Genomic DNA, 19,177 nt, shown 5'->3' on the forward strand with positions numbered 1-19,177 from the left:
CGGCGGCTTTTCGTTTGGGCCCGCCAGCCGCCGCCCCAGCCCCTGCGTACCGCTGCCAAAACCGACGTTGGACAGCACCCGGCGTTTTTCCCTACTTTTGGCCAAAATATCAGCCTTATGATTGTTGTCACCGGAGCGGCCGGCTTTATTGCCAGCTGCCTTGTTACCCGCCTGAACGCCGCCAACTTCAACGATATCGTGGTGGTGGACAATTTCGCCGTGGAGCGCAAGCTTGTTAACCTCAAGGGCAAGCACCTGCGCGAGTACGTGGACCGCAACGAGTTTTTTGACTGGCTCGACAAAAACCATGAGGAGGTGGAATTCATCTTCCACCTCGGCGCCCGCACCGATACCACGGAGCAGGACAAGGCCATTTTCGACCTGCTCAACCTGGAGTATTCCCAAAAAATATGGCGGGCCTGCTGCCAGTACCAGCTGCCGCTGGTGTACGCCTCCTCGGCCGCGACCTACGGCTCGGGCACGCTGGGTTACTCCGACGACGACGCCCTGCTCCCACTGCTACGTCCTCTGAACCCTTACGGCGACTCTAAGAACGACTTCGACAATTGGGCCGTGAATCAGCCTGAAAAGCCGTTTTTCTGGGCCGGCCTGAAGTTTTTCAACGTGTACGGGCCTAATGAGTACCACAAGGGCCGCATGGCCTCGGTTATTTTTCATGCCTTCGAACAGATCCGGCAGCACGGCTCCATGACCTTGTTCCGCTCCCACAACCCCGACTATGCCGACGGCGAGCAGCAGCGTGACTTCGTGTACGTGAAGGACGTGGTGGAAGTGTGCTTCTTCTTGATGCAGACCCGCAAGGATTCGGGCATTTACAACCTGGGCACCGGTGAGGCCCGCACCTTCCTGGATTTAACTTTGAACACGTTCAAAGCCCTGGACCGCACCGCCGATATCCGCTTCCGCGACACACCCGAAGACATCCGCGACACCTACCAGTACTACACCCAGGCCGACATGAGCAAGCTGCGCGGCATCGGCTACGACCGGCCCTTTACCCGCCTCGAAGACGGCATCGACGACTACGTGCGCAACTACCTCGTGCCGGGCCAGTACTTATAAAATTGTGGCCCGCACGGGGATTTTACCCGTTGAGCTTCGTCTTTCTACCCGCCCGGCCGTATGCAGTTTACGGCCGGGCGGTCGGTTTTTAGGGCTTCTAAATTCAAGCTCTGCCGCGCCGGCGGATTTTCCAGACCGGATTTTTTCGCGCATTTTCTGGCCAAATTCCGTTCTGCATCCACTCCACAACCAGCCACGGTGTCAGCAAGACGAACCATTACGATTCTGGGCGGAGGCTTTTCCGGCTCCATGCTCCTGGTCCAATTGGCCCACCTCCCGGGCGGCCCTTACGACGTAGATGTACACCTAGTGGAACCGCGGGCCGTGCCGGGGCCAGGGCTGGCGTATTCGGCCCGGCGCAAAGAATACTTGCTCAACGTGCGGGCCCCGTTCCTGAGTGCCTTTCCCCAGGAGCCCAATCATTTCCTCAATTGGCTGGCGGCCAGCAAAACCCCGGTATGCCCCAGTGACTTCTGCTCCCGGCAGACCTACGGCAAATACCTGCAGCAGCTCACCGAAAGCGTATTGGCCTGGCCCGCGGCTAACGGCCTGCGCTTTTTTTGCCACCACCAGAAAGCCGTGGCCGCCACGCTGACCCAGGATGGCCGCTCGGCGACGGTGCAGCTGGCCGATGGTCACGAAATACGGAGCCGGCGGGTAGTGCTGGCGCTGGGTAACTTCCCCCCGGCCCCCGACCTGCGCCTGAGCGCCGAAGTGCGTCGCCATCCCGGCTACCACAGCAACCCCTGGGGCCCGCAGGCCCTGCAGAACATTGCGCCCCACCACTCGGTGCTGCTCATTGGCTCGGGCCTTACGGCTATGGATGTGCTGCTGGGCCTAGCCGCCGACGGCCACCACGGCCCCGTAACGGTAGTGGCCCGCAGTGGGCGTTGGCCTTCGGTACACGGGCCGCTGGGCCAATCGTACCTGAGCTTTTATGCCAACGAGTTGGCCGGTCTTACCTCCGTAGCGGAAGTAGTACGGGTAGTGCGCCGCCACGTGCGGCAGGCTCAGCAGCAGGGCCAGGATTGGCGCCCGGTTATCGACTCCCTGCGGCCCGACCTGGGCCGGATCTGGCAGGCCTGGCCCCAAGCCGAACAGGCCCGGTTTCTGCGCCACGTGGCTTCTATCTGGTCGGTGGTGCGGCACCGGAGTCCGCCCCAGAACGCGGCCGCTGTGCAACGGATGCTGGACGCGGGCATCGTACGAATGCAGCTGGGCAAAGTGACGCACATTGAAACTGCTGGCACCGACCTGCAGGTGGAAGTAACCCGCGGCAAGCAGCGCCAGCAGGTGCGGGTGCAACACGTCATTTCCTGCACCGGTCCCCTACTCGACTATAGCCGCATCCCCGACCCGCTGGTCAGCAGCTTGCGCGCGGCGGGCCATTTGGTGCCCGACGCCCTCCATTTGGGCATTACTACTGACGAGCACGGGGCGCTGTGTACTGCTCAAGGTCAGGTTTCGGACGTATTCTACACGCTGGGTCCCAGCCGGCGGCCCGCTTACTTCGAATCGACGGCGGTGCCGGAGCTACGGACTCAGGCGGCGGCGCTGGCCCAGCACCTGCAGCCCTTTCTGGCGGCCGACTAAAGTTTCACGGCCCGCACGGTTTGGGTAGAGCAGCCGTTGGTCAGCTGCAAAAAGTACAGGCCCGGGGCCAGCCGCCCCCGCTGCCACCGGATACGGTGCGAGCCAGCCGCCAACCGCCCCCGGTGGAGCACTGCTACTTCCCGCCCAGTAGTATCGAGCACCCGGAGCGTGGTTTCGGCCGTGACGGGCACCCGTACTTCGATGGCGGCAGCCTCGGTCATGGGGTTGGGCAGCACCAGCAGCCCGGCCGGCGTACGGCTCAGCGAACCGCGTTGCAGCGCTGGCTGGTAGAGCGAGTAGGTATCAATGACTTTGCCAGCACGGGTCACGAACCGGAACACCAAGCTGTCCGGAGTAGCGGTGCAGAGCATGGCGCCGTAGTCGTCGTTGTAGCGCACCGTGCTGCCGGGCACGGGCCGGTGCAAGGAATAAATGCTCTTGCCACCCAGCCCGTTGACGAAATACGCCAAGCCGTTGACCATAATCCGCTCGTAGAGGTGGTCGTGGCCAGCCAGCACCACCGAGGCCCCCCACAGGCAGTAGGGCCACTGCAGTTCGGGGCTGTTGCCGTGCTCCCCGGAGGAATACGGCGGATGGTGCATGTACACCACTTTCCAGGGCGACGTGGAAGCGGCCAGCCCCTGTTGTAGCCATTGGGCCTGGCGCGAAGTACTCCGGATGCCGTCGGGCTCGAAGCTGTTGGTGTTCAGCACGAAGAAATGCACGTTGCCCCGCACGAAGTCGTAATACCGCTCATTGCCGGGCAAAGTGAAATAGCCCAGGTAGGGCTGCCCTTCTGCGGTATAAATATCATGATTGCCCAGAGAGGGAAAAAACCGGTTTTCCACGGCGCCCGGGCCGTACTTGCCTTGGTAATTACCGATGTAGTCGTGGTAGTACTGCCCGATGTTGGCGTCGATGGTCGTGGCCTCGCCCTGGTCGTAGTTGTTGTCGCCGAGGGTGATGATGAAGTCGGGCCGCCAGCTGTGTACCAACGCCGCCACATCTTTTTCCGCCTGGCTGGCCGAGCCGTAGTCACCGATGGCAGCAAAGCGCTGCCCAACGCTCCGCAGCCCTATCAGGCACCCGGCTACTACTAACAACGCGTATCGAAACAAGAAAAGCATAAGCACAACGGGCTAAGCCCCTGTAGACTGAAGTTGTGCCTCCTTGTTCGGATTCTGCCGGCCTGATGTTGTTAGCGCCGAGCTGTAAGGTCCACGAACCCAGCTGACCGCGGCCGGGCAACTCCCGCTGCGGGGTGGCTTTATTCAGGCTACCGACCTGCCATATCCTGCCCTGCTTAGCGCTTACAGCAGCTTACTACGAAGCTCCTTGTAGCGGGCCCGGCCGATGGGCAGCAGCTCGCCGTTGTGTAATTGCAGCTGGTAGCTACTGCCTTCCTGCACAATGATTTTCTCGGCCTGGGCAATGGAAACGATGTACGACTTATGAATGCGCGCAAAAGAAGGCGGCAGCAACTGCTCCAGCTTTTCCAGCGACTTGTCGTGGAGTACTTTTTTACCGTTCTGCAGGTGCAGCTCGGTGTAGATACCGGCCCCCTTGATGTAGCGCAGGTGTTGAACGTCAATCAGTACCAGGTGGCCCTGCTTACGAACGGCCAGAAACTTCAGCTCGTGCTCTGGCTTTCGGACTGTAGTCGTCAGGCGGGCAAAGGCCTGGGTTAGGCGTTCTTCGGCAAACGGCTTGGGCACAAAGTCAAGCACGCCATGGGCAAAAGCGGTAATGGCCTTGTCGGTATAGGCTGAAATAACAATGGTATGAAATGCTCCCGCTACCACGCTTTGCAGCAGATCAAAGCCATCCTGCCCGTTTAGATTTAGGTCGAGCAGTAGCAAGTCCGGAGCTTTGGTTTCGAGCAGGTGCAGGGCTTGCTCTAACGAATCGGCGGTGGCCAGGTAGCTTAGCTGCGGACCAAAGTAGTCCCGGGCCATCCGCTCGATGCGCCTGGCAATGCGGGCCTCATCCTCAACAATCAGGATTTTCATGCGGCTTGGGCAATGGTGATACAGGTTAGCCAGCCCTCGGGCACGGCCTCCGAACTGAACTCCCAGCCGCTGCCGTAGCTTTCCCGCAGCCGGGCCCTGATGTACTCAAAGCCGGTGCCGTTGCCAATGCGGGGGCGGTGGTCCAGGGGCCGGTTATGGGCGCAGGTCAGCAGCCGGTACGTTTGGGAGTGAGCGGCCCGTTCAACGCTCAATCTGAAGCAGATGCGCCCATCGGGCGGGGGCAGGCTATGCGTAATGCCGTTTTCGAGGATGGTATGAAAAATGGCCGGCGGAATCAGCTCCGCGGGGTCGATGCCGGTGTATTCGAGCTCGTAGCGAATTTCCTTGCGAAACTGCATAACCTGCAAATGATGCTGGCACAGCTCCAGCTCCTGCCCTACCGGTACCAGCGTGGCCTCAGCCATGTTGTTGAGCAGGTCGAACTCCTTGGCCAGGGCATGAATAAAGACGGCTCCCTGCGTGGGCGACTCCTCCACCCAATCCAGCATCGAAGTCAGCGTGTTCCGGATAAAGTGGGGCTGAATGTTCTTTTTGAGCAGCTCCAGCTGCAGGCGGGCCGAGAGCAGCTGCGCAGCCCGGTGCTCATTTTCCATTACCCGCACCCGGATGGCGTGCAAGTAAAGCATGCAGAGCACAATGATGGTGAAGGTGATGTAGAGGCTGTAGTCGAAGTAGAGGAAATAGTAGCTTACGGCACTACTTAGCAAGCCACTCAGCACCAGCACGCTGCCCTTGGCCCGGCGGTACGCGGCCAGCAGCACAATACCCACCGAAGTCACCCACATAGCCTGGCTGAGCAGGATGGCCGTGTTGTCGTAGTGGGGATAATTCAGGACATAGATGCTGCTGAGCAGAACAAATAGGCCGCTGCCAAGCCAGGCCTTACGCGGTAAGCTGAACTGAATAGCAAAGTACAGGGGTACCAGCAGGGCAATGGCAAACGTGAGCAGGCCAATAACTTCCAGGCGGGTATAAAAATGCGGGTAAGGGATGTCGACGTAATACCGGACGTACTCGGCCAGCAGTAAGGCGAAACACAGCAAGCAGATGATGCTGAAGATCAAGATGCCATACTCTTTCTGACTGCTGCTGACAAACAGAAACAGGTAGTAAATGGCAGCAATGAGCAGGGCCCCAGCCATCAGGTTCATGAGGCCGCTGATGATGAGCGGCTCGCGCAAAAGCCCTTGGTAGCTGTAGAGCTTTACCTGCGAGAAGCGCTGTTCGTGGCCCAGATGCACCTGCGTCGTCCGTAGGGCTACCACGTGGGGGCCGGGAGTAGCCAGCGCCGCTGGCACCATATAGCAGCTGCTTTCCGTGCCGGGCACCTCGGCCTGCGCACCAGAAGCGGGCCACCCGTTGCTGCCAATCCGGGTGCCATCCCAGTACACCTCAAACCCACCGAAAGACCTGACCAGCACGCCCAGCGTGACCGTAGAATCCCACTGCGGAAGCCGAACGTGGTGGCGCACCCAGAACACCTGGCTGCCGGTGGTGCCCCGCTCGGTTTGCCAGCCGGTGTCGTCGTAGTCCGGGGCGGCCCACCGGGGGTCGTCGCCGGTGCGGAAAACAGCATCGGCCGCCTCGAACTCCATGGCTGGCTGACAAGAGGTTATGGCAAACAGGAGCAGAAGCAAATATAGGAGCCGTTGCATACGGTAAAGGTAGAAGGACTCCCGCAGGTGTACTTACCATTCGCGTGGCTCTTGAGCCGTTGGCATGTATTTCCTGAAAGGCCTAGGGCAAGCCAGCTAACCTTGAGCCATGAAAACATGGCTATACTTCTGTTTATGCGTGCTCCTGAGCTGGCCAGGCCAGGCGCAACAGCCTGCTGCCCCCGGTCGGACGCTTACGGGCAAGGTGGTAGACCAGCACTCCGGTGCCCCGGCCCCATACGTTACCGTCAACGTGAAAAACGCGGCGGACCAGCTGCTGACCGGCGGCATCAGCGACGAGCAGGGCGGGTTCCGGGTAGAAGGCGTCCCGGCCGAAGCTGCCGTGGTTGAGTTTCGCTTCATGGGGTATCAGGTGGTAAGTCGGGCGCTGCCCGCCGGTAGTAAGCTGGAGCTGGGCCTGGTGCTGCTTACCCCGGATGTCACCCAGCTGGGCGAAGTGACGGTGACAGGAGAAAAATCCGGCATCACCCTGCAGCTCGACAAGAAGGTGTTTGAGGTGGGCAAGGATGTATTGTCGCAAAACGGGTCGGCCAACGACGTGCTCAATGGGGTGCCGTCGGTGGCGGTCAGCCCGGCGGGCGGGGTGAGCTTGCGCGGCAATTCTAACGTTACCGTCCTGATTAATGGCCGCCGCTCGGGCCTTACCCAGAGTAATTCGCTTGACCAGATACCGGCCGACCAGATTGAGCGGGTGGAAGTCATTACTAATCCCTCCGCCCGCTACGACGCGGCGGGCAGTGCGGGCATCCTTAATATCGTCCTGAAAAAGAATAAAAAAGCCGGTTTGGGCGGGCAGGTGCGGCTGGTAAGCGGTATCCCGAACGACTACCGGGCCACGCCCAGCCTGACGTATCGGTCCGACAAGTTCAACGTGTTTGCCACGGCCGGCCTGCGCTATTCCGACTACCTAGGCCGCTACCAGACCGACCAGGTCACGGGCTCAGGCGGCGCCCGGACTAGCTTGCAGCAGCGGCAACGCGAAAACCGCCACGACGACGGGCAGGTGCTATATGTAGGCGGCGACTTTTTTGTGAATGAGCGCACCACCCTTACCGCCGCCTTCCTGAAAAACGCCACCAAGGACCACGACAAGACAGAATTAACTTACCAGTACGCGCTACAGGCCCCGACTACGGACAGCACTTTGCAACGGAGCGGAGAATCCTGGGAGCGGCGCAGCTACAACCAACTGGAGCTCAACTACACTCAGCTCTTCGCCCAGCCCAACCGCAAGTTCACCGCCGACTTGCAATACGACTTCTGGAACAGTGAAAAAGACTGGAATCTAGCCACGCGTAGTATCCAGCCAACTGTAGTGGGCTTGCCCGGCATCCGGACCCGCTCCGTGGGAGCCAGCCAGGACCTGCTTTTGCAGACCGATCTGGTGCAGCCGCTCACCGAGCAAAGGAAGGTAGAAGCAGGCCTGAAAATGGAAACCCGCCGCGTCAGCAGCGACTTCCGGGCCGAGGAGCAGCAGGCGGCGGGCTGGCGCACCTTCCAGGGCATTGACAACGACCTGCAATACCAGGAGCTCATCAGCAGTGCCTACGCGCAATTTGGCAGTAAAAGCAAGAAGCTGGCTTACCTGGTGGGTCTGCGCACCGAGCTGACGCGCATCAGCATAACCGACCGGAAAGGCGCCTATACTGCCCGCAAGCAGTATACCCGCCTGTTCCCGACCCTGAACCTGAGCTACGCTTTTGGGGAGAGCAGTACGGTCCAGCTCAACTACAGCAAGCGCATCAACCGGCCATCCATCTGGATGCTCTTTCCCTTCAATGAGCTGACTGACCTAAATGCGCAGCAAACTGGTAACCCCGACCTGAACCCCTCCTACGGCCATGTGGTGGAGCTGGGCTTTTTGCGCAACTGGCCTACCCTCACCCTCAATCCGTCGGTGTACTTTCAGCGCACCACCGACTTTATCCAGACCTACGTGTACCGCAGTGCGGCGGGCATTTTTATCAGTACGCCGGTTAATCTGGCGCACGAAACTCGCCGGGGTTTGGAAGTATCGGTGCTGTATAACCCGGCGAAATGGCTGCTGGTGAATAGTGAGCTAAACTTCTTCACGTTCCGGCAGGCCGGGCGCTTCAACGAACAGGATTTCACGTTTGCCGGGCAAAGCCTGACGGGCCGGATCAGCACCCAGCTCAAGCTGCCGGCCAAACTCAGCGCCCAGGCGCGCTACAATCTGGTGGGCCCGCAGAATAACGCGCAAAGCCGTACCCGCGCCATTCAGTACGTCGATGCAGGCCTGAGCAAAATCGTGCTCCACGATAAGGCCACGGTGGTGCTGGACGCCAACAACATCTTCAATTCCAACCAGACCCGCACCCACACCAGCGGAGTGAACTACGAATTCAGCCAAGTCAGTCGCCCTAACGCGGCCCGCTACCGGCTGAGCTTCGTGTACCGCTTCAACCTGAAAGACGGCCAAACTATCCGGCAGGCCAGGGGCAGCAACCGGCAGTAGCCAAAAAAGCCTTCTCCTGCGCTAATTACTGGGGAAGTCAGCGCGGGAGAAGGCTTTCGATACTAATATAAGGAAGGTTTTAGGCGGCCTGTTGCTGGTCGGCTTCGGGATAGAGCGGAACCACCGAAGCGGCAGCACGGGTAGCAGGCGTAAACACCACTCCGTTTACGTCGTCGGCGTGGCGGCGCAGGGCGCGCATCAGCAAGTACTTGTACTTTTCCGCGTCAGCCAGAGCCTGCTCAATAGCTTGTACGGCGTCGTCATAAGCTACCACGGGCTGCAACTCCTTGCGCGGGCGACGGGCTTCAAATATGTGATTCTGCAGGTACTCAGCGGGATTTTTCATCTTCTTCAGCAGCTTGTTTTTCGTCTTACTCTCAGCTGTAGAAGTAACATAGAAGCCGGTCTTAACATTCCAAAAAACCAGCTAAAATCTGCATTTTTCCCACTTTCTTACTCTTTGATTTTCAGCACGATCTTGCCAAATTGCTGGCCCTCATCCATGCGGCGCATAGCGGCCTCACCTTCGGCAAACGGAAACACCCGGTCCACGACCGGTACGAGCTTGTGCTGCTCAAACAGGCGAATCATGTCGGCAAAATCCTGCTCGGTGCCCATCGTGGAGCCCATGATATTGAGCTGCTTCCAGAAGATCTTGGCCGGGGGCAGGTGGGTAATAGCGCCCAGCGTGCCGCCGTAAAACACAATGCGCCCACCCGAAGCGGCGGCGTCGAGCAGGGCCTCGAAGCCCGGCCCGGCGGCACTGTCGATGATAACGTCGAAGGCGCCGCCAGCCTCTTTCACGAGTCCGGCAGCCCATTTTTCGTCTTTGTAGTTGGCTCCACCCCTGGCGCCTAGCTGACGGGCCTGGGCCAGCTTTTCGGCCGAGCCCGACGTGACCCACACCTCGGCCCCGATGGCCACGGCCATCTGCAGGGCCAACAGGGCCACTCCTCCACCGATACCGGTAATGAGCACCCGCTCGCCGGGCTGCAGCTGGGCCCGGGTGAAAGCCGCCCGGTAGGCCGTAACCCCGCCCAGGGGCAAAGCGGCGGCCTGCTCAAAGGACAAGTGCTTGGGCAGCGGCCACACGTAGTGGGCCGCCACGCGCACGTACTGCGCAAACGTGCCCTGCTCGGGCAAGCCCAGAATGGTAAAGCCCCGGCTCTGGGCATGCGGGTTGTCGCCCCAGTGGTGGCCCGGGTTAATCAGCACGGCCTGACCCCGCAACGACTCGTCGGCGCCGGGGCCCACGGCCGTAATGACGCCGGCCCCGTCGGAACCGATGATGCAGGGATAGCGCAGCCCGGCGTACTGGCCCTTCTGGATCCAGACGTCGCGGTGGTTGAGGGCGGCGGCGTGGATTTCAACCAGAACTTCGCCCGGACCGGGCACGGGTGTATTGACTTCCTGCAGGTGGAGCGGCTCGTTGATGCCGTTGAGTTGGAGAGCTTGCATGGAAAAGCGGTGGGTTGTAAAGAAAGGGGGGCGGCAAAAAAAAGGAATCGTAATGCGGCAACCGGGAGTTATTGGTCAGGCTAGAAAGCGCTGCCGCAACTCGGGCGTGGGCAGCATGCAGGCCTCGCGCTGCCCAAACCACTGGTAGCGGTGCCGGGCCACGAAGCGGTAAGCGGCGTCGCGCAGGGGCTTGGGCACTACGATAAAGGCGTACAGCAGCGCCCAAGGCCCGCCGAGCTGCCGGGCAATGCGCAGTACGGCCGTGGAATGGGTAAAAATTCGGCCTCGCTCAACTAGCATAACCGTTTCGGGACCGGCGGGACCCAGCCTCAGGCCGTGCTCGGCTAGCAAAGCCTGCCCGGCCGCCGACTGCAGGGACGCAAACCGAAAATGGCCCGGAGCGTCGCGCTGAATCACGAACTGCACGAAGCCGTTGCAGAGGTTACAGACACCGTCGAACAGGATAGTAGCAGGAGCAGTCATAAGAGTAATTAGAAAGCAGAAAGGTACCCGCTAACAACGTAAGCGGCCAAAAGTAAGCCAGGCTGGCCCAAATCGGGGCAAGGTGGCTAGTAGTTTAGCAACCGGGGCCGGTCGCCGCTGCTTTCCAGGTCCAGTAGCCTGAGTCATACTTATGAATACAGCTCGTGCGTAGTTTTCACATCCGGGTTTATCCCAGAAATTCAGTATTTATTTTTAGCTATTTTCTTGGTTGTAACTTATTAGTCAACCGTATAGCAGGGGCAAAACTACTCTTTCACGATTCCTTTTGCCTTTTCCTATGTACAGACCACGGATAATGATTCTGGCAGCAGCTCTCAGTGTGGGAGCTTTTACGTTTAGCGCTTGCGGCGACAACAACGGCAGCGGCACGGCCGAAAACGGCGGTGGTTCCAGCATGGCTACTGAGGAAGCCACCTCTACCAACGACGACGCCATGAGCTCCGACACGAGTGGCGCAATGGGCGGCGGTGATATGGGCAGCGGCTCGACGGGCGGTGGCACTACGGCTGGCTCGGGTACCACGGGCGGCAGCGACACGGGCGGCACGACTGCCGGCACCACGGGCGGTACTACCGCAGGTGGCGGCACGGGCAGCACGGGTGGCGGCACTACCGGCGGCCAGTAGCGTAAAACAACCTATAGCACCAATAAAAGGGTGATTACTACGTGGTAATTACCCTTTTGCGCAGCTACCCAACCCACTGTCTGGGCACAAATGCCTGCGGCAATGGACTGGATAGCTGCCCGACACGACACCTGGCATTAGTGCCTTATCTGGCAGGCCCACCTAGAGAAATGTCGTCTTCTTGATTTGCATTCCTTCCTTTCTTCAATCTACTCACCACTCCTGCTATGAAAAAGAAACCCTTTGCTCCCTGGACGCTGCTACTGGCTACGGCCCTGGTAGGTGCCAACCTGATGACTGGCTGCAGCACCAGCAAAACTGGTACAAGCGGCACGGGCTCCGGCTCCACCTCGGGCTCCAGCTCGGATATGACCGGCTCCGGCTCAACTAGCGGCAGCACCTCTGGCTCCTACGGGACAACGAGCGGCTCGACCTCGGACACGTACTCCACAACCAGCGGCAGCACGACTACCAGCGGCTCGACTACCACCAGTGGCTCCACGTCGGGCTCTACTGGCTCTACCTCTGGCTCGATGACCAGCGGCTCGACCTCCGGCAGCATGGGCTCGACTTCGGGCTCCATGACCTCGGGCACGACTAGCGGCACAACCTCGGGCACTTACGGCTCGACCAGCGGCTCGACGACGACCTCTGGTTCGACGACTACCGGCACTACTTCCGGCTCAACGACCAGCGGTTCGACCTCAGGCTCTACTTCGGGCTCGATGACTAGTGGTACGACTTCTGGCTCGGGTTCTACTTCGGGCAGTACCAGCGGCACGACCTCCGGAACCACCAGCGGCCGGAGCACCAGCGGCTCCACTTCCGGCTCTACCACGTCCGGCTCGCGCCGCTCGACGACCAGTGGTAGCACTACTTCAGGCCGTACCACTTCGGGTACTACCTCAGGAACTACCTCAGGAACTACTTCGGGCAGCACCAGTGGATCGACCACGCGTTAAGCTAGAGCACGGCTAAAACCGGCGCGCCTACGTAAGGGCGGGGAGGCCTACCATCGAACCCGATGGCGAGCTTCCCCGCCTTTTTATTTTCCCCTCACCGCCTACGTGGCAGTTTATGCCCGCTTTCCTTACCCTCCTTCGTCGTCCTTTCGTTGTTGATTTGCGCGCCCTGGCCCTGATGCGCATGGCCCTGGCCGCCGTTGTCCTGCTGGATGTCGGTATCCGCAGTACCGATCTGGAAGCCCATTATGCCAATATGGGCGTGCTGCCGCTGCACGTTCTTTACCAGTATTGCTGGAATCCCTACCAGGTTTCCTTGCATGCCATCAGTGGGCTGTGGGGAGTGCAGGCACTACTGTTTCTGCTCGAAGCCGGGGCCGCCGTGGCGCTGCTGCTGGGCTACCACACCCGCTTAGCGACCTTCCTGACCTGGGTGCTGCTGGTGTCAGTGCAGAACCGCAACCCGCTTATTGGGCAAGGTGGCGACGATTTATTGCGTATGCTCCTGTTCTGGGGCCTGTTTTTACCCTGGGGCCGCCTTTATTCCCTGGATGCCCGGGGCCGGGAGCAGCCCGAAAAACTCACGTACTTCAGCGCCGCCACTGTGGCTTACATCGTGCAGATTGCCCTGGTGTATTGGTGCACGGCCTTATTGAAAAGCGCCCCGGAATGGACCACCGAAGGCACGGCGATTTACTACGCCCTAAGCCTGGACCAGGTGTTGCTGCCGGGCGGCAAGCTGATTTATCCCTACGCCGGGCTGCTGCACTTTCTCACGTTTGCCACCTACTACACCGAGCTGCTGCTGCCCTTTGTGCTCTTCATCCCGTTTCGAGTGACGTGGTGGCGCCTGCTGTTCGTGGGCATTATGTACAGCTTTCACCTGGGTATCAGCCTTACGCTGTTTGTGGGCCTGTTTTTCCTGATTAACATGGCCTCGGTGCTGGGTCTGCTGCCGCCGGTAGCCATGAACTGGCTGGATAAGCGCTTTGCCCTGGGTGCCCAGCGACTAGGCCCGCGCCTAGCTGCCCGCACGGCCCTGCTGCGGCCCCGACTGGCGCAGTTCCGGGTGCCTTTACGCCTGCGGGTAGAACACCACTGGGAACTGCCCGACAGCACCCGCACCATGCTACGCGGCGTGCGCAACGCGGTAGTGACCGTGCTACTGGGCTACGTTATCTGGTGGAACCTGGATAGCGTGAATAAGCCCGCTCTGTACATGTCCGACTCGTTGCGCTGGTTCGGCTACCTGTTTCGCGTGGATCAGCACTGGGGCATGTTTGCGCCAGCTGTGTTCAAAGACGACGGTTGGTACATTCTAGATGGCACCACTACCGACGGGCAGCACCTCGACCTGAACCGCGACGGGCAGCCGATGACCGAGCAGAAGCCCGCCTCGGTGGTTTCGCTGTTCAAGAATGACCGGTGGCGCAAGTACAGTGAAAACTACCTGTTCGTGAGCAACGAGTACATGCGGCCCTACTACTGCAACTACCTGCTGCGCATCTGGCACGAAAATCCGGTACACCCACCACTGCGCCGCCTGGAGGTAGTTTACATGAAGGAAGTTTCGCTACCTAACTATCAGGTAGCCAAAGCCAAACGCGAAGTACTCTGCATCTGCGAAGCTCCACAGGCAACGGCCGCCAACCTCGACAGCGCCGCCGATTCTATTCCCTAAATCCGGCTTTTTCCTCATCCAAACTGCGCTGGCTGCGTATTTCTGAACGCTGCTCCAAACCTAAACCGGGGCAGGCTGGCTGATTTTCTCCACCCAATCTCGTCCGTATGCCAACCACCGCAACCCGCGCCAATACCCCCGCCCTGCAGGCCGTCGTGCCCGGCGTCTGGGGGCTGCGCAACGTCTTCGTGAATCTGTATTTCGTGCGCGACACGTCCTCGCCTCTGGAACCCTGGGTGCTGGTAGACGCGGGCCTGCCTGGTTCGGCCGCCAAGATCAAGCAGAACGTTGAGGCCATCTTTGGTCCCAACAATCCGCCATCGGCCATCATCCTCACCCACGGCCACTTCGACCACGTGGGAGCCCTTCAAACGCTGGCCGAGGAGTGGAACGTGCCCGTATATGCCCACCCGCTGGAGCTTCCCTACCTCACCGGCCGCTCGTCGTACCCGCCACCAGACCCCACGGTGGGCGGTGGCGCTATGGCAGCCATGTCGTTTCTCTATCCCAAAAAGCCCATTGATCTGGGTGACCGGGTACACGCGCTACCCGTAAACGGCACCGTGCCGTTTTTGTCGGAATGGCGCTGGATTCCGACGCCGGGTCACACGGCTGGGCACGTGTCGTTCTTCCGCGAGTACGACCGAACCCTGATTGCCGGCGACGCCTTCGTGACGGTGCAGCAGGAATCGGGAACGGCCGTGTGGGAGCAACGCCAGGAAGTACACGGGCCACCCGCTTACTTCACCCAGGACTGGGGCCAGTCGCGCGCTTCAGTAGAGAAGCTGGCCGCCCTGGAGCCCCAGATTGCCGCTACCGGCCACGGTATTCCGATGCACGGCGAGGAACTGCGCCGACAGTTGCACGAGCTGGCCTTGCACTTTGAGCAGCAGGCTGTGCCTAAGCAGGGCCGTTACGTGGGCCATCCGGTAGTAGCCGACGAAACCGGTACCGTATCGGTGCCGCCTGCCACCGACGCGCCCCTGCCCAAGTGGATTATCGGGGCGGCGCTGGTCGGCGGCCTGGGCTACCTGCTTTTGCGCGACAAGAATAAGGCCCGCCGCAGCCACCAAGACCACAACGACGACTATGCCCGCCGTCACCGTGACGACTACGAGTTTTAGTCCCTGACTTCGCGAGAAACGGAACCTCAGCCCTTAATGGTCATCCTACTTCTTTTGGCACCCACCGAAGGAAGTAGGACGGTTCTTTCGCGCATCTAGTACGCTTACTATTTTCCGCTCTCCGCCCTTTCTGCCCCTCTTTGCCGACCACCCACGCATAGTATCCGTATGGCCGTATCCCAACCCGACGCCCGCAAGGGTTCTGCCGTGGAGGAAACCAGGCATAAAATAGCGTCACTCCAGCATCTGGACCTACGCAAACATTCCATTGATGAGCTGGCCGAGCGGGTTCGGGACCTGCTGCAGGGCCACCCGCTGCGCCTTATCGAATTCGGGCCTGGTCTGCTGCTTTACCGAGGCAAGGCCTGCACCGAGCCTCCTACGCACTTGCAGCATGTGTCCTACCCACCGGCCGAACTGGTCACCGCCGACCAGCGGGCCAACCGGGCTGGGCAGTCCATGTTCTATTGCAGCGCCACCTGGCACCCGCCGTTTTTCGAGGCCGGCGTCCAGCCCAAAGACCAGATTGTCATTACCCGCTGGCAAACCCAGCAGCCGCTACGCCTGGCCAGCTTTGGCTACGCCGACGTGTGCGCCGATGACCCGAATTCGGACCGGGAAAAAGCCTTAGCGCAGGCACTCAGCCAGCTGCCCGCCGGGGTCCAGCCTATTGCCGACTTCCTAACCAAAGCCTTTACCCGCGCTGTACATGACGATAATCACCACCATTACCGACTGTCGGTGGCTATAGCCGAAGCCTGTGAATTGGGAACTGCCTTCGATGGGTTGCTTTATCCGTCGGCGGCTATGCCTAGTCCCGCCCATAACCTGGCTTTGCACCCCAGCTGCCTCGACGACGACAAGCTGCGCTTGCAGTACGTGGAATATCTGACGGTAAACCGGGTAGGAACGGAAACCATCGACGTATTGTCGCACGACTTTGCCAACACCGTGCTGCCCGATGGCCGTTTGCAGTGGCTAGGCCGGCCCGGCAACTGGGTGCTGCGGGAAGGCGGCATCGCCACCGACTGCCGCTTCGATGCCGGCCAATGGAAAGTGCAGCGCCCCCAGTGCTAAAGTATCTTTAAGCTCCCTATGTGGTTGTCTGCATGGGTAGCAGGTCGCAATACCAGAAGCCAGCTTCACCACCACCCGGCGCCGGGTAAGTGCGCCGCACGATTTCACCCCGCTCAAAGGCTATGGGCGCCTGGAAATACGGAGCGGCAAAAACGAAGCTGTGGTACTCGCCGTTTTCGCCGCAGGCATCCACGCCCGGTGGCAAGTCGCGCAGAAAGTCCTCATCGAGCAAACGGCCGCAGAAGCTTTGGTCGAGCCACTGCTCATTGACGCAGACAATAACGGCTTGAAAGCCCAGCGCCAGGTATTCGCGCAGAATATCGGCGCTGCTGCGCTGCCAGAGCGGAAACACGGCCTGCATCTGCACCCGGGCCAACTGCTCTTCGCGGTAGCGGCGCAAGTCTTCCAGGAAAATGTCGCCGAAAATGCTGTGGTGAATTCCCTGGGCCTGCAAGGGCGCCAGCGCGGCCCGCATGAGTTGCTCGTAGTCGGCCATATCGGGGGCTTCGGGCAGCTCCAGCTTGGTTAGGGGCAGGCCAATCTGCTGGGCCTGGGCTTCGAGCAGGGCCACCCGTACACCGTGCATCGACACGCGCTGGTAGTGGGCGTTGACGCTGGTAAGCAGGTGGCGCACTTCGTAGCGCGCGTCGTGCAGGGCGTGGTAGAGCGCCAGGGCCGAATCTTTGCCCCCGCTCCAGTTCATCATTGCTGGAATGGCCATGCGGCAAAGCTACGGCTTCGGCAGGCAGAATACTGTGGCAGCGGGTCAAGGTTGCGGCCGGTTTCGAGTTGGCCGGCCGTTACTTCAGCTACGGAGGGCCGGTTTTGCGTATAGCTGTTTTCCAAGTCTATCTGTACATCCAAACACCTGAACTATGAAACTCACTCAGCGCTTTGTGCTGGCTGCTGTGCTGGGCGCCGCGGCTTCCCTGACGACGGCCTGTGACCGGGCCGGTACCCCCGGCGAAGACCGGCAGAACATCAACGACTTCTCTACCGCCCCGCCGGCCCGCTCCATCGAAACCGACATGGACAGCGTCAACGGACAGCAGCGTGCCCCCGAACCCGGCGGTATCGGCTCGGCTGCCGACCAGGCTCAGTCGACCGATAATGCCTTGAACTCGTCGCCGGGCGGCAATAGCGGCACTTCACCCCAGGCCGCTTCAGGTACGCCGAACTCGGTAGATAAGGTCACCGACAACAACAGCCTGAACGCCACCAAGGCGCCTTCGCAGAACAGCACGGCCCCTAGCACCGCCCCAGGCTCAACCCAGAACACGGGTACCGCCGACCGCAACGGCAGCTCCGGCCGCACGCAGTAACCGGTACTATTGCTCACAGAAAAGCCCCGCAGGCCAATGGTCGGCGGGGCTTTTTGCGTCGTAGCGCCAGGCGGTATTAGAACAGCGAAGAATAGTTGGCGTGGTAAGACGGCTGGGTGGGCAGGTGCCGAGGCACGTAGGCGTCGCGGCGGGCTTTAGCCGGCGCGGCATTTTTGCTGGCCGCCCGGCTGCTGCCAAACACAGTGGCATCTTCGACCAAAGCCCACACGGTATCGGGCAGCTTGGTTTGCTTGCCGAGCTCTTTGCGCAGGTAAAAGCTGCCGTAGGTGCCCGCCACGGCAGAAAGTGCGCCTAGCAAGCCGCCCCCAAACCCGGAGCGACGCTTCGACTTATAGAGCATGGCCCCCAGCAAGGCTCCCGACAGGCCGCGGCCCAGCAGCGCGGTGGGCGTAATCCGGTCGGGCATGCCGGGCAGCTTATCGGCTACCATTTCGCTGGCTGCCAGCACCGTCAGGCCCTTAGCCGCTATGCCCGACTGCAAAAGCCGCAACGGTGAAGAAGCCAGCTCATCGGAGCGGTGTTTGGCGAAGGAAGTGCTCAGGGCGGCCAGTGGCGTGAGGCTGCGCAAACCGGCCAGCGTACCCAAACTCAAGGTTTTCCAGAAAGGAGATGCCATATCAGAAAGAATAAGGTGCGAAAGAAGATGAGCCTTCTTAAACGCACCCTTGCCGCCGGCGTTGGCCTGCCGGGCAACTTCTCCCCTACTGGCCAGCTTGTTTGGGCTGCGGCCCCTGCCCAGGCCGGGCGTAGGCAAACGAGGCCAGTGGCGAAACCTGATGATACCCGTCGAGGCCGGAAATACAGACCGCCCCGGCCTGCTGCAGGTTCAGGGTGCCATCGGCTTGCAGCACGGTTTCGGGCAGGTACACGTGCTCTACTTCCCCTACCAGCAGCACTGTGCCGTTATGAATCGGCAGCTCTTCTTTGAGACGCAGGCCGATACCAATCCGGCACTCGGCCGCGTAGGGGGCCGGAAAATCGTCGCGGTAAACGGCCGTGAAGCCGCACTGCTCAAACTCGGATTCTTCGCGGGCAAACTCGGCCGAGGTGTAGTGGGCGGCGGCTACCTGCTCGGCCGGTACGTGGTTGATGGTGTAGCAGCCGGTGGCCTTGATGTTCTCGTAGGTGTGGCGCGGTACGGTGGCGGGCCGCGTCACGATGCCCAGCACGGCCGGGGCCGAGCCCAAGTGAATCACCGAGCTGAAGATAGCCAGGTTGGTAGCCCCAGCGGCCGAGGCAGTACCAATCAGGTTGGCGGGCTTGTAGCCGGTCAGGGAGTTAACCAGATTAAGGCGGTAAATCTTGTCGAAGGCGGCAATATCGGCGGCGGTGAGGTGGCGCATGGCGGGCAGTAAGTACTCAGCAATGACCGCCAAACCCGGTTTTTGTTCAGCTCCCGGCCCCGATTGGGTCGGAGGCGGGTCAGGCCCAGCACCAAGGCAGAAGCAGAAAGCCCGAATCCTGTGAGCAAGACCCTGATAACCAACCACTATTACCGGCAACAAATGCAAAGGGTGCGTCTTTCGCCTAGTAAATTCCGTGTTT

Annotated in this window: 18 protein-coding genes; 9 read left to right on the forward strand and 9 right to left on the reverse strand. The window is 60.6% G+C overall.

The window, feature by feature from the left end:
- Window positions 1–117 precede the first annotated feature (117 nt).
- Both rfaD and MUN80_RS23190 read left to right on the forward strand, forming a co-directional pair.
- A complete protein-coding gene (rfaD, locus tag MUN80_RS23185; RefSeq protein WP_244716800.1) occupies window positions 118–1,083 on the forward strand; it encodes an ADP-glyceromanno-heptose 6-epimerase in 966 nt (321 codons plus the stop codon).
- Window positions 1,084–1,143: 60 nt separating this feature from the next.
- Window positions 1,144–2,676, forward strand: coding sequence for an FAD/NAD(P)-binding protein (locus MUN80_RS23190; protein ID WP_262922027.1), 1,533 nt, complete (start codon window positions 1,144–1,146; stop codon window positions 2,674–2,676).
- Here the strand turns inward: MUN80_RS23190 and MUN80_RS23195 are convergent.
- The 3 genes from MUN80_RS23195 to MUN80_RS23205 all read right to left on the reverse strand — a co-directional run bounded on the left by MUN80_RS23195 (window position 2,673) and on the right by MUN80_RS23205 (window position 6,361).
- Window positions 2,673–3,803: a metallophosphoesterase gene (locus MUN80_RS23195; RefSeq protein ID WP_244716804.1), complete on the reverse strand. Its 1,131-nt coding sequence runs from the start codon at window positions 3,801–3,803 to the stop codon at window positions 2,673–2,675. The two genes, MUN80_RS23190 and MUN80_RS23195, sit on opposite strands and share 4 nt — an antisense overlap.
- 183 nt (window positions 3,804–3,986) lie before the next feature.
- Window positions 3,987–4,685, reverse strand: coding sequence for a LytR/AlgR family response regulator transcription factor (locus MUN80_RS23200; protein WP_244716806.1), 699 nt, complete (start codon window positions 4,683–4,685; stop codon window positions 3,987–3,989).
- Window positions 4,682–6,361 (reverse strand): histidine kinase, encoded by a 1,680-nt coding sequence (locus MUN80_RS23205; protein ID WP_244716808.1) that lies wholly within the window; start codon window positions 6,359–6,361, stop codon window positions 4,682–4,684. Before MUN80_RS23205 ends, MUN80_RS23200 begins: the two co-directional genes overlap by 4 nt.
- 109 nt (window positions 6,362–6,470) lie before the next feature.
- Here MUN80_RS23205 and MUN80_RS23210 point away from each other — a divergent pair, with 109 nt between their 5' ends.
- Window positions 6,471–8,858, forward strand: a complete 2,388-nt coding sequence (locus tag MUN80_RS23210) for a TonB-dependent receptor (protein ID WP_244716810.1) — start codon at window positions 6,471–6,473, stop codon at window positions 8,856–8,858.
- A gap of 79 nt (window positions 8,859–8,937) precedes the next feature.
- On the opposite strand, the gene MUN80_RS23215 is transcribed toward MUN80_RS23210, so the two are convergent.
- The 3 genes from MUN80_RS23215 to MUN80_RS23225 all read right to left on the reverse strand — a co-directional run bounded on the left by MUN80_RS23215 (window position 8,938) and on the right by MUN80_RS23225 (window position 10,799).
- Window positions 8,938–9,204 carry a hypothetical protein gene (locus MUN80_RS23215; protein ID WP_244716812.1) on the reverse strand — a complete coding sequence of 89 codons (267 nt, stop codon included), beginning with the start codon at window positions 9,202–9,204 and terminating at the stop codon, window positions 8,938–8,940.
- A 107-nt stretch (window positions 9,205–9,311) separates the two neighbouring features.
- Window positions 9,312–10,316: a quinone oxidoreductase family protein gene (locus MUN80_RS23220; protein ID WP_244716814.1), complete on the reverse strand. Its 1,005-nt coding sequence runs from the start codon at window positions 10,314–10,316 to the stop codon at window positions 9,312–9,314.
- A gap of 75 nt (window positions 10,317–10,391) precedes the next feature.
- Window positions 10,392–10,799, reverse strand: a complete 408-nt coding sequence (locus tag MUN80_RS23225; RefSeq protein ID WP_244716816.1) for a thiol-disulfide oxidoreductase DCC family protein — start codon at window positions 10,797–10,799, stop codon at window positions 10,392–10,394.
- A gap of 298 nt (window positions 10,800–11,097) precedes the next feature.
- Between MUN80_RS23225 and MUN80_RS23230 the strand changes: the two genes are divergently transcribed.
- The 5 genes from MUN80_RS23230 to MUN80_RS23250 all read left to right on the forward strand — a co-directional run bounded on the left by MUN80_RS23230 (window position 11,098) and on the right by MUN80_RS23250 (window position 16,289).
- Window positions 11,098–11,445 (forward strand): hypothetical protein, encoded by a 348-nt coding sequence (locus tag MUN80_RS23230; RefSeq protein ID WP_244716818.1) that lies wholly within the window; start codon window positions 11,098–11,100, stop codon window positions 11,443–11,445.
- Between the two features lie 227 nt (window positions 11,446–11,672).
- Window positions 11,673–12,407, forward strand: coding sequence for a hypothetical protein (locus MUN80_RS23235; RefSeq protein ID WP_244716820.1), 735 nt, complete (start codon window positions 11,673–11,675; stop codon window positions 12,405–12,407).
- A gap of 115 nt (window positions 12,408–12,522) precedes the next feature.
- Window positions 12,523–14,088: an HTTM domain-containing protein gene (locus MUN80_RS23240; protein WP_244716822.1), complete on the forward strand. Its 1,566-nt coding sequence runs from the start codon at window positions 12,523–12,525 to the stop codon at window positions 14,086–14,088.
- A 107-nt stretch (window positions 14,089–14,195) separates the two neighbouring features.
- Complete coding sequence (locus MUN80_RS23245; RefSeq protein WP_244716824.1) at window positions 14,196–15,212, forward strand: MBL fold metallo-hydrolase; 1,017 nt, start codon at window positions 14,196–14,198, stop codon at window positions 15,210–15,212.
- A 168-nt stretch (window positions 15,213–15,380) separates the two neighbouring features.
- On the forward strand, window positions 15,381–16,289 hold the full coding sequence (locus tag MUN80_RS23250; protein ID WP_244716826.1) for an RES domain-containing protein: 909 nt from the start codon (window positions 15,381–15,383) through the stop codon (window positions 16,287–16,289).
- A 16-nt stretch (window positions 16,290–16,305) separates the two neighbouring features.
- On the opposite strand, the gene MUN80_RS23255 is transcribed toward MUN80_RS23250, so the two are convergent.
- On the reverse strand, window positions 16,306–17,010 hold the full coding sequence (locus MUN80_RS23255) for a Dph6-related ATP pyrophosphatase (protein ID WP_244716828.1): 705 nt from the start codon (window positions 17,008–17,010) through the stop codon (window positions 16,306–16,308).
- A gap of 154 nt (window positions 17,011–17,164) precedes the next feature.
- On the opposite strand from MUN80_RS23255, the gene MUN80_RS23260 reads away from it, so the two are divergent.
- On the forward strand, window positions 17,165–17,611 hold the full coding sequence (locus MUN80_RS23260; protein WP_244716831.1) for a hypothetical protein: 447 nt from the start codon (window positions 17,165–17,167) through the stop codon (window positions 17,609–17,611).
- A gap of 76 nt (window positions 17,612–17,687) precedes the next feature.
- Here the strand turns inward: MUN80_RS23260 and MUN80_RS23265 are convergent, their stop codons facing one another.
- Together MUN80_RS23265 and MUN80_RS23270 are read right to left on the reverse strand one after the other, a co-directional pair.
- Window positions 17,688–18,248, reverse strand: coding sequence for a DUF4126 family protein (locus tag MUN80_RS23265; RefSeq protein WP_244716836.1), 561 nt, complete (start codon window positions 18,246–18,248; stop codon window positions 17,688–17,690).
- Window positions 18,249–18,333: 85 nt separating this feature from the next.
- A complete protein-coding gene (locus MUN80_RS23270) occupies window positions 18,334–18,975 on the reverse strand; it encodes a flavin reductase family protein (RefSeq protein WP_244716840.1) in 642 nt (213 codons plus the stop codon).
- Between the last annotated feature and the right edge of the window lie 202 nt (window positions 18,976–19,177).

Source organism: Hymenobacter cellulosivorans (assembly GCF_022919135.1).
Classification (GTDB): domain Bacteria; phylum Bacteroidota; class Bacteroidia; order Cytophagales; family Hymenobacteraceae; genus Hymenobacter; species Hymenobacter cellulosivorans.

What these genes read in the sequence shown, in the direction of transcription:
- rfaD (WP_244716800.1), top strand. Translation starts at nt 118, where the DNA reads ATGATTGTTGTCACCGGAGCGGCCGGCTTTATTGCCAGCTGCCTTGTT.
- MUN80_RS23190 (WP_262922027.1), top strand. Translation starts at nt 1,144, where the DNA reads ATGCAGTTTACGGCCGGGCGGTCGGTTTTTAGGGCTTCTAAATTCAAG.
- MUN80_RS23195 (WP_244716804.1), bottom strand. Translation starts at nt 3,803, where the DNA reads ATGCTTTTCTTGTTTCGATACGCGTTGTTAGTAGTAGCCGGGTGCCTG.
- MUN80_RS23200 (WP_244716806.1), bottom strand. Translation starts at nt 4,685, where the DNA reads ATGAAAATCCTGATTGTTGAGGATGAGGCCCGCATTGCCAGGCGCATC.
- MUN80_RS23205 (WP_244716808.1), bottom strand. Translation starts at nt 6,361, where the DNA reads ATGCAACGGCTCCTATATTTGCTTCTGCTCCTGTTTGCCATAACCTCT.
- MUN80_RS23210 (WP_244716810.1), top strand. Translation starts at nt 6,471, where the DNA reads ATGAAAACATGGCTATACTTCTGTTTATGCGTGCTCCTGAGCTGGCCA.
- MUN80_RS23215 (WP_244716812.1), bottom strand. Translation starts at nt 9,204, where the DNA reads ATGAAAAATCCCGCTGAGTACCTGCAGAATCACATATTTGAAGCCCGT.
- MUN80_RS23220 (WP_244716814.1), bottom strand. Translation starts at nt 10,316, where the DNA reads ATGCAAGCTCTCCAACTCAACGGCATCAACGAGCCGCTCCACCTGCAG.
- MUN80_RS23225 (WP_244716816.1), bottom strand. Translation starts at nt 10,799, where the DNA reads ATGACTGCTCCTGCTACTATCCTGTTCGACGGTGTCTGTAACCTCTGC.
- MUN80_RS23230 (WP_244716818.1), top strand. Translation starts at nt 11,098, where the DNA reads ATGTACAGACCACGGATAATGATTCTGGCAGCAGCTCTCAGTGTGGGA.
- MUN80_RS23235 (WP_244716820.1), top strand. Translation starts at nt 11,673, where the DNA reads ATGAAAAAGAAACCCTTTGCTCCCTGGACGCTGCTACTGGCTACGGCC.
- MUN80_RS23240 (WP_244716822.1), top strand. Translation starts at nt 12,523, where the DNA reads ATGCCCGCTTTCCTTACCCTCCTTCGTCGTCCTTTCGTTGTTGATTTG.
- MUN80_RS23245 (WP_244716824.1), top strand. Translation starts at nt 14,196, where the DNA reads ATGCCAACCACCGCAACCCGCGCCAATACCCCCGCCCTGCAGGCCGTC.
- MUN80_RS23250 (WP_244716826.1), top strand. Translation starts at nt 15,381, where the DNA reads ATGGCCGTATCCCAACCCGACGCCCGCAAGGGTTCTGCCGTGGAGGAA.
- MUN80_RS23255 (WP_244716828.1), bottom strand. Translation starts at nt 17,010, where the DNA reads ATGGCCATTCCAGCAATGATGAACTGGAGCGGGGGCAAAGATTCGGCC.
- MUN80_RS23260 (WP_244716831.1), top strand. Translation starts at nt 17,165, where the DNA reads ATGAAACTCACTCAGCGCTTTGTGCTGGCTGCTGTGCTGGGCGCCGCG.
- MUN80_RS23265 (WP_244716836.1), bottom strand. Translation starts at nt 18,248, where the DNA reads ATGGCATCTCCTTTCTGGAAAACCTTGAGTTTGGGTACGCTGGCCGGT.
- MUN80_RS23270 (WP_244716840.1), bottom strand. Translation starts at nt 18,975, where the DNA reads ATGCGCCACCTCACCGCCGCCGATATTGCCGCCTTCGACAAGATTTAC.